Below are 18,377 nucleotides of genomic sequence, written 5' to 3'. Positions count from 1 at the left end.
TGAACCGAAAATATAAATATTTTAGAATACTAATTGTTGATTTCTCTAATGCCCCTTAGAGATTAATTTGCAGGGTAAACAAAAAGATAACTATGGAAAAACCTACTATTTTTAAATCAGTTAAGACTGTTTTTAGTTTGATCAAAAACATTGTTTCTGACACACAAAAACAGTTTGAAAAATTGGTGGAATCATTTGACAGGAAGCAGATGGTACAGCCACTATTTGTGAAAATGAAAGAAAACCGAAAATCTATTTTTGCGTTTTTATTTTTTACATTATTTACTACTGGATATGCTCAGGTTGGTACAGATTTTTCGCCAAGGTTAAATGATGGTAAGGGTAATACATACGTTAGAGTTAAAGGTGATATTAAGTTAATAGGTAATACTATCTTAACTCCAAGAGGTGAAAGATTGCCTTATAATGGAACTGCAGATAATAACGGTTTGAATGCCGACTACTTAAATGTAGATCCAGATTCTGGGAGAAATACAAGTTCAAGTAGTGCCGATTTAAATATTGACAGCAATTGTAAGGAAGTTGTATTTGCAGGTTTATATTGGTCTGCGATGTACCCTACGGCATCGAGTACAAATTCTAATTGTTTTAATTGTGGTCCGACTGCAAGAAACGATTGGAATGAGGTTAGATTGAAAATACCTGGAAGAACTACTTATGAGACAATTACAGCGGATAAAAGCAATCCACGTGAAGTTATCTTTAAAGGGAATAATAGCAACAACTTTAATAATAGTGTTTATGTTTGTTTTAAAGATGTAACAGATTTAATAAAGCCTTTAAAAAATGCTGTAAATGGTACATATACCGTTGGTAACGTAAGAGCCACAACTGGAATCAGACAAGGAGGATCAGCTGGTGGATGGACATTAGTTGTTATTTATGAGGCACCAGATAAACCAAGTAAGTTTATCTCTGTTTTTGATGGTGCAAGAATGACAAACGTTGATGCGGGACCAGACAGATTATTACAAGTAGATATTCCTATAAAAGGATTTAAAACATTACCAGCGCCATTTAATGTTTATGCAAAAATTGGTGTAGCTGCTTTAGATGGGGATTTAAGTAGAAAAGGAGATGCTCTTGCTTTTAGACAAGGCCCTTATTCTGCAACAGCAACAAATTATACCACTATTTGGAATACTTCAAATCCGCAGGATAACTTCTTCAATGCTTCTATTACAGAAAACAATGCAAATGTCACCACTAGAAATCCGAGCAGTAGAAATAACTTAGGTTTTGATATTGATTACTTGGATATTCCAAATGATGGGAACGCAGTAATTAGTAATGATCAAACTGAGGGAACTTTTAGACTATTAACTACTACCGCAGGAGGTGATGGATATGCTGCCTTTTTATCAACATTTGCTGTAGATATTATTGAACCAAAAATTGTATTAACAAAAGTTGTAAAAGGAGTCCGTAGACAAGGAAATGCAGATGTCGAATATGATTTAGCAGGTCAGCCTGTTAGGCTGGGTCAGGAAATGCGTTATGAGATCGGATTTAAAAATCAAGGAAATGATAATGCTAAAGATTTTACTATTACCGATATTCTTCCTAATAATGTAATTTTCAATCCGACCACAGATATTTTTACATTACCAAATGGTATTCATTTCCAATCTTATGATCCTGCTACTCGGACACTAGTTTTTAGAGTAGACAATGCTTTGGTTGTAAAATCTGGAGGAACGTATTCTTTCAAATTTAGAGTAAGAGTTGTTAATGATTGCCATGAATTGATGGATGCATGTTCTAATATTATTAGAAATACAGCATTATCAAGATATTTTGGAGATGAAAATCCAACAAATAATGGTCAGCCATACGGCGACAGCAGTTATTCTTTTAATACAGGATGTATAATAGGTGATCCTACTTCTACAAACTTCTTAGTAGGTATTGAAGATTGTCAATATGAAAGTGAAGTGTCATTATGTGGAAGCGCTGTTTTAACGGCAGCCAATGGATATACTTCTTATTTATGGAAAGATTCTAAAGGAGTAACTGTTGGAACAACGCAATCTATTACAGTAATAAAAGCAGATAAGTATACAGTACAAACAGGAGGGACTCCAGATTGTAAAGGTATCTTACAAACTTTTAATGTAAAAGATCATTTAGCAGGAGCAAATGTTAATCCTGTTAGCAGTTATGCAAATAATATTGTAGCAAGTACAGGTAGACCAGAAACATGTACTCGAGATAATATTGAGTTTCCTAAAATCTTTTTATGTGGTTTAAATGATACGCGATTAATCAACACTAATATAACTGGTGCTACAAGTATTGTCTGGCAGGAGACCACAGATGTTCCTCCAACAGGATTCCCATCTAGCTGTCCGTATGATGAGGCACCTAACTGGACCAATATTGGAACAGGAGCTACATTTACAGCTAATAGACCAGGAGCTTTTAGAATATTAGTGACGTATGGAAACAATTGTGTGAACACATTCTATTTTAGTGTTTTCCAAAATCCACTAGATCCTAAGGCCGATCATACAGATATTACTTGTAATACTGTTGGTAGTATTACTGTTACAAACCCACCAATTAATACGGGCTATACATATAGTCTAGATAATAGTGGAGTTTACCAGCCTTCAAATGTTTTCAATAATGTAACAGAAGGAAATCATAGAGTACATATTAGACAAACTCCTGCAAATGGACAAACGTCTACTTGTCCTTTCTATGTGGATGTTACTATTTTGAAAGAAACGTTTACTGGAACTATTGAGAAAACAGATCCATTATGTCCAGGAAGTAAAGGTGCTATTCGTGCTTTTGCAAATGGTATTAATGGTGATTATAGATTTGTCTTAAAAAGAGCAGGAACTAATACAATCATTATTGATTCAGGAAATCAGACATTTCCTAATTACTTTGATTTCACTCCAGTTAATCCTGGAACTTATGATGTGGAAATCTACGGAATCAAAAATAATTGTTTTGAAAAAGTTAGAAACGTTCAGATTTTAGATTCAGAATTAAAAGCATCTGTTAGCACAAAGCCATTGGCATGTGGTGATGGAGAAATTGTAATTAGCGCAAGTGGAGGAACTCCACTTCCTGGACCAACTCCATCTTATAATTATATTGTTAATGGCGTTAACATAGGATCTGATCCTAAAATTGTAGTAACTAGAGCTAACTTGCCAGCTAATGGACAATATAATATTGTTGTAGTAGATTATGCAGGATGTAGATTTACAATTCCGACAATAACATTTAATGTACCGACAAGACCAACAGTAACAATTAATCAGAAAAATGTAAGATGTTACAATAGTAAAGAAGGAGAAATATCTTTAACTGTTACACCATCAAATTCTGGTTATGCTGTTTCGTATAATGTTAACGGAGGTGCATATACGACTTTGCCAACGACAAATTTAGATCCAGGTACTTATACAGTAATTGTAAAATATGTTTATGATGGTACAGAATGTCTAGATGAACCGAAAGATATTGTTATAACAGGTCCAACAGCTACTCTTTCAGCTTCTGGTGGTGTAGCCGAATTATCTGGTTGTGGTACAGCACCAAATCAAAATTATGGTATGGTGAGAGTTACAAACGTTCAAGGTGGTGTGCAATTTCCTGCTCCAAACCCATATAGATATAGTTTTGATGGAGGAAACACATGGATTTTACAGAACTATGCTTATGTTGCTCCAAGTACAACAGCTTATACTTTATTAGTAAAAGATGCTGCAGATTGTGTTTTCGAAATACCAGGGATTATTTTAAATGAGAAACCTGCAGATCCAACATTTGATCCTCCAGTTGCGGTTTATAGTTGTGATGGAAAAGGTACGGTAACCGTAACAGCACATACTTCTACAAGTGTAAATTATACCTATTCATACTATATAGGTAAGCCAGATCCTGCGAATCCGGGAAGTTATATCTATACATTAAATACAAATACTCCTGCAAATGTCTTTAAAGATCTTCCAGCTGGAGATTATAAACTTAAAGTAGAATACAATTTAGTAGATGCCGAAACATACAGTAATTTATTAATCGAGGATTTCGGAAATGGTCCACCTACAACAACTACTGGTATTGCAAATGCAACTACAAATCCACCTTATTTAGGATATTGCTTTAACGATCAAAGAACAAATAGCCCTTTCCCATGTGGAACACGATCTGTAGAGGATAACCAATATTCTGTGACTAGTTTCTTTTGGAGAAGTGATGGATATTCATCATGGTTCCCTTTTAAAGATCACACTACAAATCCAAATAATCTACCAAATACAGGTAGAGCAGATGGAAGATATTTATTAGTAAATATTGGAAAAGAGGCCGGCCCTTACGGTAGACTTTATATGAAGCCTATCGTTGACGTAATTCCAAACCAACCAGTAATTGTAGACCTTTATATTGGTAACTTATTGACTGCTGGAAAAACTGGTTATGCTCCTGAATTGAGATTTGAATTAGTAAATGGAGCTGGTCAGGTAGTGGCAACACAAAACACAGGAAAGATTGCCGAAGGAGAAAATGATCCAAACAGAAATAAATGGGTAAAAATTTCATTATCATTAAACCCAGGGCCATATACAAATTTAGATTTTGTTATTCGTTCAGGTAGTCAGGAATATAATGGTAACGATTTAGTTATCGATGATATCTGGGTACGTCAATTACCAAAATCTTGTTTACAAGCTAAAGTTTTAGACTTAAAAGTTGAAGATAATAAAGGATTTACATCTGTAGTTAGAGAAGTTACTGGGGTTTCATGTAATGGTGGTAATGACGGTAGTTTTAGCATTTATGCAGAAAACTTTAATACAACAGACGGATTCTATTATACTTTAAATGGAGGAGCATCATCGCCAACTTGGGTAAATTCTAAAGTTTCTCCTGTTGTAATTTCAGGGCGTGCTGCTGGTAATTATGATGTTCGTGTTCGTTATGCTAATAATGCATCAACATGTAGCGTTACAATTCCAACAGTAGTTCCGTCTAAAGATCCATTTGTTGTAAATGCGACGGCATCGGCAGCTACTTGTAAAGGTGCAACAGTTACGGCTACAGCTGTAGGTGGTACACCAGCATATACGATAACATTAAAAGACAAAAATTCTTCATACACAAGAACTTTCCCAGCTAACGGAATTTTAACTGAAGTTCCTGCGGGTACTTATATTATTTCTGGAGTAGACTCTAAGTCTTGTACAGATGCTATGGATACAGAACTGGTAATTAGTCCAGCATCTTTACCAAGAGCAGAAGTTGTTCAAAACACAGGATTATGTTTTGATAATAATGCTGCTACAATTACAGTTAATATTATTGGTGGAGTTGGTCCGTATACTTATAGAGTAAGTACAAACGGAGGAGCTTATGGATCTCCAAGTGCTACATTTAATACAACTTCATTCGATTATAAAGCAACCGCTCCTGGTACATATAGTTTCTTAATTACAGACGCTAATAGTTGTGATGCTTTAGCGGTAAGCCAAAAAATTGATGAAAAAATCTCTGCTTCCTCATCTATTACTGGTGCATTAACTTGTATTTCTGGAAATGCTACTATTACAGTTAGAATTGAAGGAGGAACTGCTCCATATCGATATGTAGTTAGAAATAAAGCTACAAATGCAACGGTATTTACAAGTGGAAACATTCCGGGTCCAACTTTTACATATACGGGAACACCTGCAACTTATGTTTTCACTATAACAGATGCAAACGGATGTACTGCAGTTGAAGAAAGAGAAATTAAACAATTAGAGCCAGTAACTGCATCTCACAAAGTAGAGCCAGTAACATGCTTTAATGCAGCAAATGGTTATATTGATATTACACCATTAACAGGTGTGGCACCATTTAAATATTTATTTAATGGTTCAACTACTGAAACGACAGCAACCCATTATGGTAATTTAGCGGGAACTGCTACAGGCAGAGATTATAGCTATATTATTATAGATGCTTTAGGTTGTAAAGAAACATATACTTTTAAAGTATTCCAACCAGAAGACATTGTACTTTCTGCTTCGATTACAACGCCATACAATTGCGACACAAACGCTGCAACCATCACTGCTTCTGCAACAAGAGGGAATGGAGGGTTTACGTATGTGTTAAGAAATACAACTACAAATACTACTGTAGGAACAAATACTACTGGTATATTCCAGAATTTGACGACTCCAGGAAGCTATTCTGTAACAGCAACAGATAGTAAATCTTGTACTAAAACAGTGGCTGTAGTAGGTCAGATTGTTGCATTGAATCCTCCGAAAGGAATGACAATCAATAATTCTGCTGTAACTTGTCCTTCAAATAGAGCTAATGTAACGATTACCAATGTTGTAAATGCAGCGGGAACAGGGGTTCCTACAGCTGGATTAGAATACAGAATTAAAGCGCCAACTGCATCTGCAACTGCATTCCAATCTAGTAATACATTTACAGGATTAGCAGCTGGTTTAACGTATACTTTTGAAGTTAGAGACGCTAATAAATGTCTTTACGAAAAAATACATGAAATAAAAGCATTACCAACTATTACTGTAACGGTTAAATCTCAAAACGATATTTCATGTGCAGGTGCTACTAATGGAAGTGCAATTTTTACGGTTTCAGGATTAGGTAACAATGTACCTTTCAGTTACGTTGTTGATACAAGAGCTGCTGTTACTGGTTCATCTCCAGGAACAGGAACATCATTTGATATTACGGTAACGGGATTAAGTGCAGGTAATCATGATTTTACCATTACAAATACAACAACATCTTGCCCTGCATCTGAAACAGTTACAATTAATGGGCCTACAGCTACTTTAGCATTAAACGCACCAACTTTAACACACGTAACTTGTGATGTTAAAGGTACAGCGACAATTAATGCAGTTGGCGGATGGGGTAATTTTACTTATGTAGTAACACCACCAACAGGATCACCTATTTCTCAAACAACTAATTTATTTACGAATTTAAATAACGGAAATTATACTTATACGGTTACCGATAGAAATGGTTGTTCTGTAAACGGAAGTTTTACAATTAATGACAAGGTTGCTCCTACAGCTTCTATAGCAACAAATACGGATTTGTGTGCTGGTGGATCTGGGGCAACAATTAGAGTTACTCCTAATACAGCGCCAAATTATATGTACAGTATTAATGGCGGAGCACAACAAAACAATGGTACTTTCTCTGGACTAATTCCTGATAGTTATGTTGTAACAGTTACTGATACTTCTACTGGATGTTCTATTGATCTACCAGCTCAAGTAGTTGCTTCACCAGTTGAAGCATCGATTGGATTAGATAAAGATTTGGATTGTGATCCTACTAATCCAAATGCTATTATTAGAGTAACCGTTAGAAATGGTTATCCAGATTATAGATATAGAGTTAGTACAAATGGAAGCGGTTTTGCAGGAGCTTATATTCCTGTAGGGGCAGGTCAGACAGTATTTACTCATACTACAACTACTGGTGCTGCTGCGGCTACATATGAATTTGAAATCTTAGACAACAATGACTGTAGAACTACAGTTACTCAAAACATTGCAGCTAAAGTTTTACCAGACTTTAATTATGAAGTTGAAGATGTTAAATGTTTTGGAGGTTCTAATGGAACTATTACAGTAACAGGTATTCCTGCGAATGGAACTTACGAGTATAGTATTGATGGAGGAACTAGTTACCAACCATCTAATGTATTTACTGGATTAAGTCAAGGAACTTACCAAATTACAATAATAGATGATAAAAAGTGTACGAGAACTAAACCAGTAACAGTTAACCAACCAGCAATTGCTTTAACGGCTAGCGCTGTTGCAACAGATTTAAAATGTGGTACAAATAATACTCCGCAAACTTCTACAATTACAGTTACAGCTGTAAACGGAACACCATTTGCTGGAGCTAACAAATACAAATATTACTATAACGGATCAACGACTTTTGTATATTCTAATACTTATACAACAAGTACTTCTGGTGTAGTAAATATTATTGTAGAAGATGCAAACGGATGTACAGTTTCAACATCTGCAACTGTTAATACGTTAAACCCGCCATCGGCTTTAGCTTTCTCAGCACCGGCGATTACTTGTAACCCAGCAAATTTAAATACAGATTTATTGGTTACAGTTACAAATGGTGTACCACCATTTAGATATGAAATTACTTATACAAATGCTGCAACTGCACCAACAACTCCAGTTATAACAGGTGTAAATTCTAATACACATACTTTTACAGATTTATACCCAGGTACTTATAACATTAAAGTTACTGATGCAAATAATTGTACTATAACTCAGACTCATGTTATTAATGATGTAGTTAAAATAACAGCATCAAACACTGTAATTAAACCAGTTTCTTGTAACAATGGAAATGATGGTGAAATTAGATATACAGTTGCTGGTAATAGAACAGGTGGTTATACTTATACTTTAACAGGAAGTGTAACAGGTGCAATTACTGGAGGAAATCAAGTTGGAGACGTTATTACGTACACAGGATTAACACCTCAGACTTATACATTTGTAGTTACTAATACAGCTACAAGATGTGAAGCTACGCAAGTAGTAACATTAGCAAATCCTACTCCAGTAACTATACTTACTGCTGCAGGTACTAAAGTATATTGCGATAAGCCAAATACTACCATAACTGTTACTGCTTCTGGCGGTACAGGAACGTTATATTATGCTGTAGTGAGAGCAGGTGCGACAGCTCCTACCTTCCCAACAGATTACAATACTACTGGAATATTTACTAGAAGTACAACAAGCCCAACTGCAGGTACAAGTTTCGTTGTTTATGTACAAGATAAAAACGGTTGTCCAGTACAAAGAAATATTAGCGTAACTAGAGATGCTGCGCCAACTATTGATCCAGCTCCAGTAACATGTTTCACTGGAAGCACAACGGTAACTATTACGGGTACTGTATATAACGGAAATGCAAATGCATTATACGGATTAAATGGAGTGTATAACAACAACCCAGTTAAAACTATTCCGGGTTCTGGTTCTTATGTTTTAAGTATTAAGGATGATAATGGTTGTGAAGCAAAAACTACATTAATTGTTAATGATCAATTAAGACTTACAGTTAGAGCAGATAAAGATGCAACTTGTTTAGCAGTTCCTCCATTTACAACTGCAGATGCACAAGTAACTTTAACTGGAGCTGGTGGAGACGGAACTTATTCTTACGGATATAGTACTATTAGCACTGGACCATTTACAACTCTTCCAGGAAATGTATTTAATACATCAACTCCGGGAACATATTATTTCAATGTTACATCTGGTGGATGTAGTACAATTGCTAGTACAAGTTTTGAAGTTACTACTCCACAAATTCCAGTGGTTTCTGCTATAGCAACTGGTACAAAATGTACATCAAGCGAAGAAGGTACAATTAGAATTTCTGTAACTTCTGGAGGTGTACCACCATTCACCTACACAATTGACGACTGGGCAACTAGTAATGATACAGGTTATTTTACAGATTTACCGGGTGCTACTGGTGCAGGTTTAGGATATACATACAAAGTTAGAGATAGTAAAGGTTGTGAAGGAACAGGAACAGCTCAAGTATTTGTAGTTTCTCCGGATCCTATTACTTTCGGAACGCATGTAGATCCTATCGAATGTGATCCTAGTGCTGTGCCACCAGGATCGACTTTAGGAGCGATCACGGTTCAAAATGCAACAGGTGGTACAGGACAATATGTTTACTATATCAGTAATAACTTCGGATTTAAGAATTCTTACACTACAACAGCAAGAGAAGATCATAAATTTGATATTATAGATTTTGGTATCTATACAATTGAAGTCAAAGATGAAAATGATTGTTCTGTAAGCTCTCAGGAAGTTATGGCATCTCCGCCAAACGACTTAGTTATAGATATTACAACAACACCGTCTACTTGTACTAGTGGTGGTACAGCAATTGTTACTGCGGTTGCAACAGTGGGTAGTGGTAATTATGAATTTGGTATCTTGGAGTTTAATACAGCTCCTTACACCAATAATTATGTAGGACCTGATACAGCAGGAGGAAATGTTAAAACATTCAATCCACTTACACCGGGTGTTACTTATACTTTTGTGGTTCACGATTTAACGACGAATTGTTATTTCTTGAAATCTGCGAGCGGACCAATTGCTCCAGCTTCAACGTTGGTTGGTACGCCGGTAGCACAGAATGTAACTTGTTTAAATGCAGCTGATGGTAGAGTAACCTTTAACGTAACAGGAATTAATGCAACTACAACTTCTGTAGAGTATCAGATTTTTAGAGATCAAAGCAATCAAGTTGTTAGTCCTGTATTAACTGAACCTGTTTCTGGAACATCTTTCACAAAAACATATCCAGATGTTGGACCAGGAACTTTGGCTCCGGGAAGATATTACATAGTTTTCACTGAAAGAGGAGGAACAATTGATGGATGTAAATCTGCATCTACAATGTTTGAAATTAAAGAATCTGCAACACAATTATTTGTAGATGCTACTTTGGTTAAAAATGCAAATTGTAATCCAAATTCAGGTATTGTTAAAGCACAAGGTAGAGGTGGAACAGGTCCATATTTATACCAAATAGTGGTGGACAATGGCCCAATTGGTTTCGACGCTTCAGACGTTCAACCAGCAAGCAGTTCATTTGTATCACCAACGCATAGCGCAAGTTCATTCAATGTTAATTCAGGAAGTTATTTAGTTTGGGTTAAAGATGCGAACGGATGTATTACTAGTGATAATATCGCAGTTCCTTTAGATCCTAGCCCACTAATTACCCTTGATGTAGTTAACTATTGTGCTGCTGAAGGTGCGTTCGAAGTTAGAGTTAATGAAGATACAGCGGGAATTGCTCCATACTACATTAGTGTAAATAATGGTAATTTCAAATTGATAACTACACCAATGCCTTATACAATAACAGGATTAAATTCAGGTCCAGTTAATGTAGTTGTTAGAGATGCTAATGGTTGCGAAACACCAGTTACATCAACAACAATTAATGCGACACCAACTGCAAATGCTGAGGTTACTACAGTTTTAGCATGTTCTGTGTCTGGTGGTACAGTTGAAAATGCTGCAATCACAGTAAAAGTGAAAAACGGAACAACTCCGTATACATATGAAGTTAGAAAAGGTACAGATCCATACAATTCAATTACTCCTGCAACAACAGTAGTAGGAGGAGAAACTACATTTGTTTATACTGTAGCTTCTGGAGACGCAGATATTTATCAATTTAGAATTACAGATGCAAACACTTGTCCTATTGAGACAAATGTTGTACGAGTTGATGCTATAGTGCCAATTTCGCCTTCTTCAAATCCAATTCAACCACTTTGTAATGGTGATAATGGAACAGTAGAATTATCCGCTACTGGTGGAAAAGCTCCATATACATTTGAGTTTAATAATTCTGGAACATTTAGCGAAGAGACTGTTTATTCAGTAGTTGCGGGACCTTATACTTACGTTGTAAGAGATGCTTTAGGTTGTGAAGTTTCTGGAAACGGAACATTAAATCAACCAACACCATTAGCAGATAATGGTCCATCAGTGTCAGGATTTACATGTACTACAGGAAATGCTCCACAATCTGCTACTGTAACATTGGCGGCGACTCCTGGTTCTGGTACTGGCCCAAATTATTTATACAGTTTTAATGGTAGTGATTTTACTTCTACTACTACTTATACCGTAGATTATAATGGTCAGGATCAAACTATTCCTTACATTATTCAAGATGAGAATGGTTGCGAAGTTCCTGGAACGGTTACTATCAACCGATTAAATCCTCCGTCGGATTTCTTAATGACTCAAGGTCCGGTAATCACGTGTACAACATTAAGTACTTCAGTTACAATTTCTGGAGTTCAAGATGGTGTTGGAGCATTAACGTACCAAATTATCTCGCCAGCGAGTGCTGCTGTAGATAATGCTGGAAACAATGTTTTCACAGGTCTTTTACCAGATGTTGATTATGTATTCCAAGTAACGGATGATAATAATTGTACGGTTCAAAAACCATTTAGAATTGATAATGTTATCAATATAAATATTATAGAGCAATCTACAACTCCAATCACATGTTTGAGTGCGACAGATGGAAGAGCTACGTTCTTTGTATCTGGATTCGGAACAAATGCAGGTACATATCATTATATATTAGACGCTCCATCGTTACCAGTTGGTGGTTTAACTTCATCAACTATCAGCTTAGCAGGATTGTCTGCAGGAAATCATACCATCACAGTTTATGATGACGTAACAGGTTGCCAAATGCCATTACCATTTACTATTGCAGCTCCAGCTTCAGCTTTAGTTTTAGATCCATTAAATGTAACTCCATTAGGATGTACAACTTTGGGAGGTGTAACTATGAGTGCAACAGGTGGATGGGAAGACTACACTTATACTGTAGAACAACCGGATGGAACTATTTTATCTAATAAAACAGGAATTTTTGCAAATCTAGTTCAAGAAGGAACTTACAATGTTCATGTAATAGATGCTAACGGATGTAGAATCGACGATACATTCGAATTGATTCCACCGGTTAATCCAACTGCAACAATTGCCGCATCATCAGATTATTGTTATGTGAATGGAGGAAATACAACTACACTTGTTGTTACTGCTGCTTCATTATCTACATTTGATGTAAGACCATTTCAATACAGTATTAATAACGGTCAGACATGGCAGATATCTGATACATTCTCTAATTTAAGTCCTGGTAATTATACTATTATCGTTAAAGATAAATTTGGATGTAAATCAGCTGTTGTTAATACAGAAATTAAAGGTCAGTTATATGCATCTGCAAAAATGGAAAAACCAATTTATTGTACTGGTGCGCTTCCAACAAATGGAACAATTAGACTTAGTGCTGTAGGAGGATACGGTCCGTATCAATATACTTTTACACACGCTGGTGTAACATCTGCATTAACTGCCTTTACAAATGCATTGTATACAGATATTACGGTAACAGATTCAGCAGATGGTGTATATGTATTCGATGTATATGACGCTAACAATTGTCATGTTACAACAAATACAGTTGACATGGTACTTCCAACTCAAGTAACATTTACTGCAGATCCAACTTCACCAAATTGTGTGGCTCCACAAGGAAACCTTACAAACGGTTCTATATTAGTTACATTAGGTGCAGGTAATAATGATAGAAATTATACGTATACAATTCAGCGTACAATTCCTGCAGGGGGTGCTTTGATTACTCAAAACACACCTTTATTTACAGGTTTAATTGCAGGAACTTATACAGTTACTGTAATTTCAGGAAAACAATGTAGTAGACAAGAAACTGTTGTTATTGATGAACCGATACCGGTTAATGCTACTGCAACACCATCGCCATTTACTTGTTCTGCTACTAATAATTTAAATACTACTGTAGTATCAGTTAGAGCTACAGGTGGTGCAGGAAGTGGTGCAATAGCAGATTACACTTATAGTAACAATGGAACAAACTGGAAAACAGAAAATACATTCAATGTTGTAGATAACGGTTTGACTCAAACTTTAACTTACTATGCTAAAGATGCAAATGGCTGTATTGATGATGTACAAATTATAATTGCTCCATTCCCTAGATTAACGGCTGCAACAGCAACTTTAGTTGATAGAGCTTCTTGTGCTAACAACGGACGTGAAACTATCCGTGTAGCGATTACAGGTGGTGCAACTCCAGCTAATTTTGAATATGAAGTTTATCAGGATGGTCAGATTTTACAAACTGCTACTTTAGTTGGTGCTGGAAATACTAGTTTCGACTATGTTGCACCAACAGCAGGTCATTTCTATCAGTTTAAAATAACAGATAGAACTACATTCTGTTCTATTACAACAGATGCTTACGAAGTGCCAGTGTATAACACAGCTAAAGTTATTGCTACTGCTTCTACATCAGTATCTTGTAATGGTTTAACAGATGGTGCAATTACAATTGATGTGATAGATTATAGAGGACCTTACACGTACCAAGTATTTAATGCTGGTTTAGCGGTAACAGGTGCTTCTGGTAATGCAAATAGCGCGACAACTAATCCATTTACAATTCCAGTTGGAATTGGTGCAGGTAGTGCATATACAGTAGTTATTACTGAGACAAATTATCCATTCTGTCCAGTGACTTCTAATACATTTGAAATCACTCAACCGCCAGTACTAAATGTAAGCGGATTGAATCCAACAGTTAAGAATCAAAATTGTAACACTGCAGGTGCGGTTATTATAATCGATGAAACACAAATTGTTGGAGGTACTCCAGGATACAAATACGTTGCGGTATTACCAACGGCAGGTATTCCAGCGGATGGATTATTTAAAAATGAAAAAGTAATCACAATTCCAACAACAGCAATTGCACCAGCATTTGATACTTGGCATGTGTATGTAATGGATACAAAAGGTTGTAAAACATTTGTACCAGTAAACATTGCTAGAGATCCGATGCCAGTAATTGACAATGTATCTGTAGCGAGTCCATGTTATGACATTGCAGGCTACAGAATTAATGTAACAGCAACAGGAGTTGGTCCATTAGAATATAGTTTAGATGGAAATGATTACCAAAGAGATAATTTCTTTATCGTAGGTGCTGCTGGCGATTACACGGTGAGAGTTAGAGATGCTAATAAATGTGTAGTAACAGCTACAACAGCATTTAACATTCCTGCACCGCTTACATTAAGAGCAGATATTACGACAGATCCAACATGTATGGATCCTGATGGTGTGGTTACATTAACCGCAGGAGGAGGAAGAACTCCTGGTAATTATGTGTACACTAGAGATAACTGGGTTACAACAAGTATAAGTAACGAATTTACTGGTTTAGCTCCAGGTGCTTATAGATTTATCGTAAGAGATGTTGCTACAAACTGTGAGAAATTTGTTGATCTAACAATCGTAACTCCAACTCTAGTAACAGGAGTTGTGGCAAGAGGAACAGATGCATCTTGTAACACTTTTGCTGATGGTAGTATCGAAGTAACTCTTGATCCATCAAACAATAACCCTGTTTACAGATATAGCCTTGCTGGACCTGTAACAAGAGCGGCTCAAGATTCTCGTTACTTCTATGATTTACCAGCAGGTAATTATGTAGTAACTGTAGTTTCTGGAAAAGGATGTCCTGCAACAGCTACAGCTGTGGTTGGAGAACCAGATGAAATTATGGTAACAGCGCCAACAGTTACACAATATGTTTGTAACACTGGTAATACAGCTATCGATGCTACTATTACTATTCCTGCAAGTACAGTAACAGGAGGTTCAGGTAACTACATTAGATATCAGTTTATGAGAAATGGTGTAGAAGTTCAAAATGACGAAAGAAATACATATACTGAATCAGATTATTTAGGTGGTAACTACGTGATCAATGTATTTGATGATAATGGTTGCCAAGGTGGATATTCTTCAGTAACAATAAATCCTTACATTGGTATTGCAGATTTAAATCTTTCTACAACTAAAATCAATTGTAGAGATGATGAGTCAGTTCAAGTAACAGCAGTTCCGACACAAGGAACGTTACCAACATTGACATATACAATTGAAGGTACAAATAGTACAGTTTACCCTGTAACAACTAGTCCAACAGGATTATTTGCAGGATTGAAACCAGGTACTTATTTAATTAAAGTTACTAATCCAGTAACAGGTTGTGGTGTAGAAAGACCATACATTGTTAATGAACCAAACACGTTCCGTTTGATCGCTTCAGATGTAATAGACGTTACATGTTTCTCAGATACAAATGGAAGCGTAACATTGACTTTAATTGATGATATTCCAACGCCAACAGATGAAGCAGGTACATTTACATATGTATTAACACATGAATCTGGAACAAGCGTAAGCGGACGTTCAAACGGAACAAAAGTTGATCTTGCTAACTTAGCAGTTGGTAAGTATACAATGGTAGCAGAATTAGAAGGACTTCCTTATTGTTCTGTTCAAACAGAGTTCACTATTCAAGGTCCAATAGCAGCATTAGAAATTACTGTTACACCTAAAGCGATTACTTGTGCAAGTAATACTGACGGCGAAATAGTAGCTACTGCAACAGGAGGATGGATTGGAGATTACCAATACAAACTTGAAGGTCCAGTGACTAAAGCTTATTCTGCTGAAAATAAATTCACAGATTTACCAGCAGGTAGATATACTGTATACGTAAAAGATGTAAATGGTTGTGAAGATTTTGAGGTAGTTGAGTTATCGATACCAACACCAATTAGTTTAGCAATTACTGCAGACAGAGCTTCATTAACATGTTATAATGACACAGATGCTGTTGTAACAGTAAATACTATCAATGGAGGCTCTGGAAACTTCACATATACTTTACATGGAACGTTACTTGATGGTTCTGAAATTACAGTAGGACCACAGCCAGAGCAAACATTTGCAGGATTAGGAGCTGGTAAATATTATGTTTCAGTTTCTGATGATTGGACTTGTACAGGCAGATCTAACGAAGTTACTATTGGTCAGCCACAAAAAGTAATAGCTACATTATCATTAACAGCAAGAGAAACTTGTGATAATGCTCCAGTAATTACACTTAGTGCAGAAGGTGGTACAGCACCATATTTCTATAGTACAGATGGTACAAATTGGAGTCCGGTTTCATTTACGTCTCCACAAGATTTTAATGTGCCAAAAACTACTGTCGAAACAAAGTATAGATATTACGTAAGAGATGCGAATGGTTGTACGGCAGAATATGCTGAGATTCCTTTATATCCAGTTCCAGAATTGGTATTTGAGAAATTTGTTCATATTGATGTTCCTTGTAGAGGCGGTGCAACAGGAAGTATTTACGTTGAAGCTACTGGAGGTTTAGGAAATTATGTATATACATTAGTTGATGCTGTTACGAATTTACCTATTACACCAGTTCCGACTCAATTAACTCCTGGAACGTTTACACAAATTCCAGTTGGACAATACCGTGTGAATGTTAATAGCGAAGATTGTGATAAACTTTCAGATTTAATTGACATTACACAACCTGATCAAGAATTGAGTGCAGTTGTAACGCCATTTAATGTTACTTGTGCTGGATACAACAACGGAAGAATTACGATAGTTCCTTCTGGTGGTACTGCCCCATATGTATATTCTATTACGCCAGTACTTGATCAAACTTTTGATACACCTCTTTTTGAGAACTTAAAGCCAGGTGATTATGTAGTGAGAGTTCAAGATGCTAATGTATGTTATGTAGACTATCCAGTGACAATAGAAGATGCTATACCATTGATTGTTACAGAATTAACAGATGAAAGAATTCCAGAGCACTGTTTTGATGATAAAGATGGAGTTGCATTTGTTCAAGTAGAAGGAGGTAGAGCACCTTATACTGCTAGTATTTCTGGAAACGGTGTAACACTAGATTTCAGAGCGCCAGACGTAACACCAGAAATCTTCAGTTTTACAGGTCTATTAGGAGGAATTGAGTACACAGTAATTGTAAAAGATGCTAACGAATGTGAGCAAGAAGTTAGAATTACGTTACCAGATCCAATCAAATTGACTCCAACGGCGGCAGTAGCTTATGATTGTGAAAATAATCTGCCAGTAAATTCAATTACTGTCACAATTGACGAGAGTATTGAGGATACAAGAAAAGCAACAATTGTTTATACATTATTTGCTGATGGAGTTCAGGTTGCACAACAAACTGGAAATCCTGTATTTAGAAATCTTCCTTCTGGTGATTATGTTGTAAGAGCATTACTTGAAGGTTGTGAAAAAGAAACCAATGAAGTTCGTCTTGATGCAGTTGCAGAACTTGGTTTAGTAAATATTACAAACCAAAGCAAAGACATCAATACAATTGTTGTACAAGCTTCTGGAGGTGTTGCACCTTACGAGTATAGCTTCAATGGTGAATCGTTTACATCATCTAATAGTTATAGAATCTATAAAACAGGCGTTTATAAAGTGATCGTAAGAGACAAAAACGGTTGTGAAGCAACAATTGATGTTGAAGGTACATTCTATGACTTCTGTATGCCAAACTACTTTACGCCAAATGGTGCTACAAACACTACAATTGGTCCAGACTGTGGCGCATTAGCATACAAAGAATTAACATTTGATATTTACGATAGATACGGTAGAGTAGTAGCGAAATACCGTGTAGGTGGAAAATGGGATGGTAGATACCATGGAAGCGAATTGCCAACAGGTGACTACTGGTACGTTCTTAAACTAAATGATCCGAAAGATCCGAGAGAATTTGTTGGACATTTCACATTATACAGATAACAAAATTATAGCCCCAAT

The 18,377-nt window shown here is 36.1% G+C and carries 1 protein-coding gene; it reads left to right on the top strand.

Translation table 11 applies throughout. The features are described from left to right. The first annotated feature begins 92 nt into the window (after positions 1–92). Positions 93–18,359: a T9SS type B sorting domain-containing protein gene (locus EG814_RS02115; protein WP_125718424.1), complete on the top strand. Its 18,267-nt coding sequence runs from the start codon at positions 93–95 to the stop codon at positions 18,357–18,359. The last annotated feature ends 18 nt before the right edge of the window (positions 18,360–18,377 follow it).

Origin of the sequence: Flavobacterium ustbae, from assembly GCF_003946915.1 — a bacterium.
GTDB classification, from domain to species: Bacteria; Bacteroidota; Bacteroidia; order Flavobacteriales; family Flavobacteriaceae; genus Flavobacterium; species Flavobacterium ustbae.
Note: the sequence above shows the minus strand (reverse complement) of the source record. Positions and strands in the feature narration are given on the sequence as shown.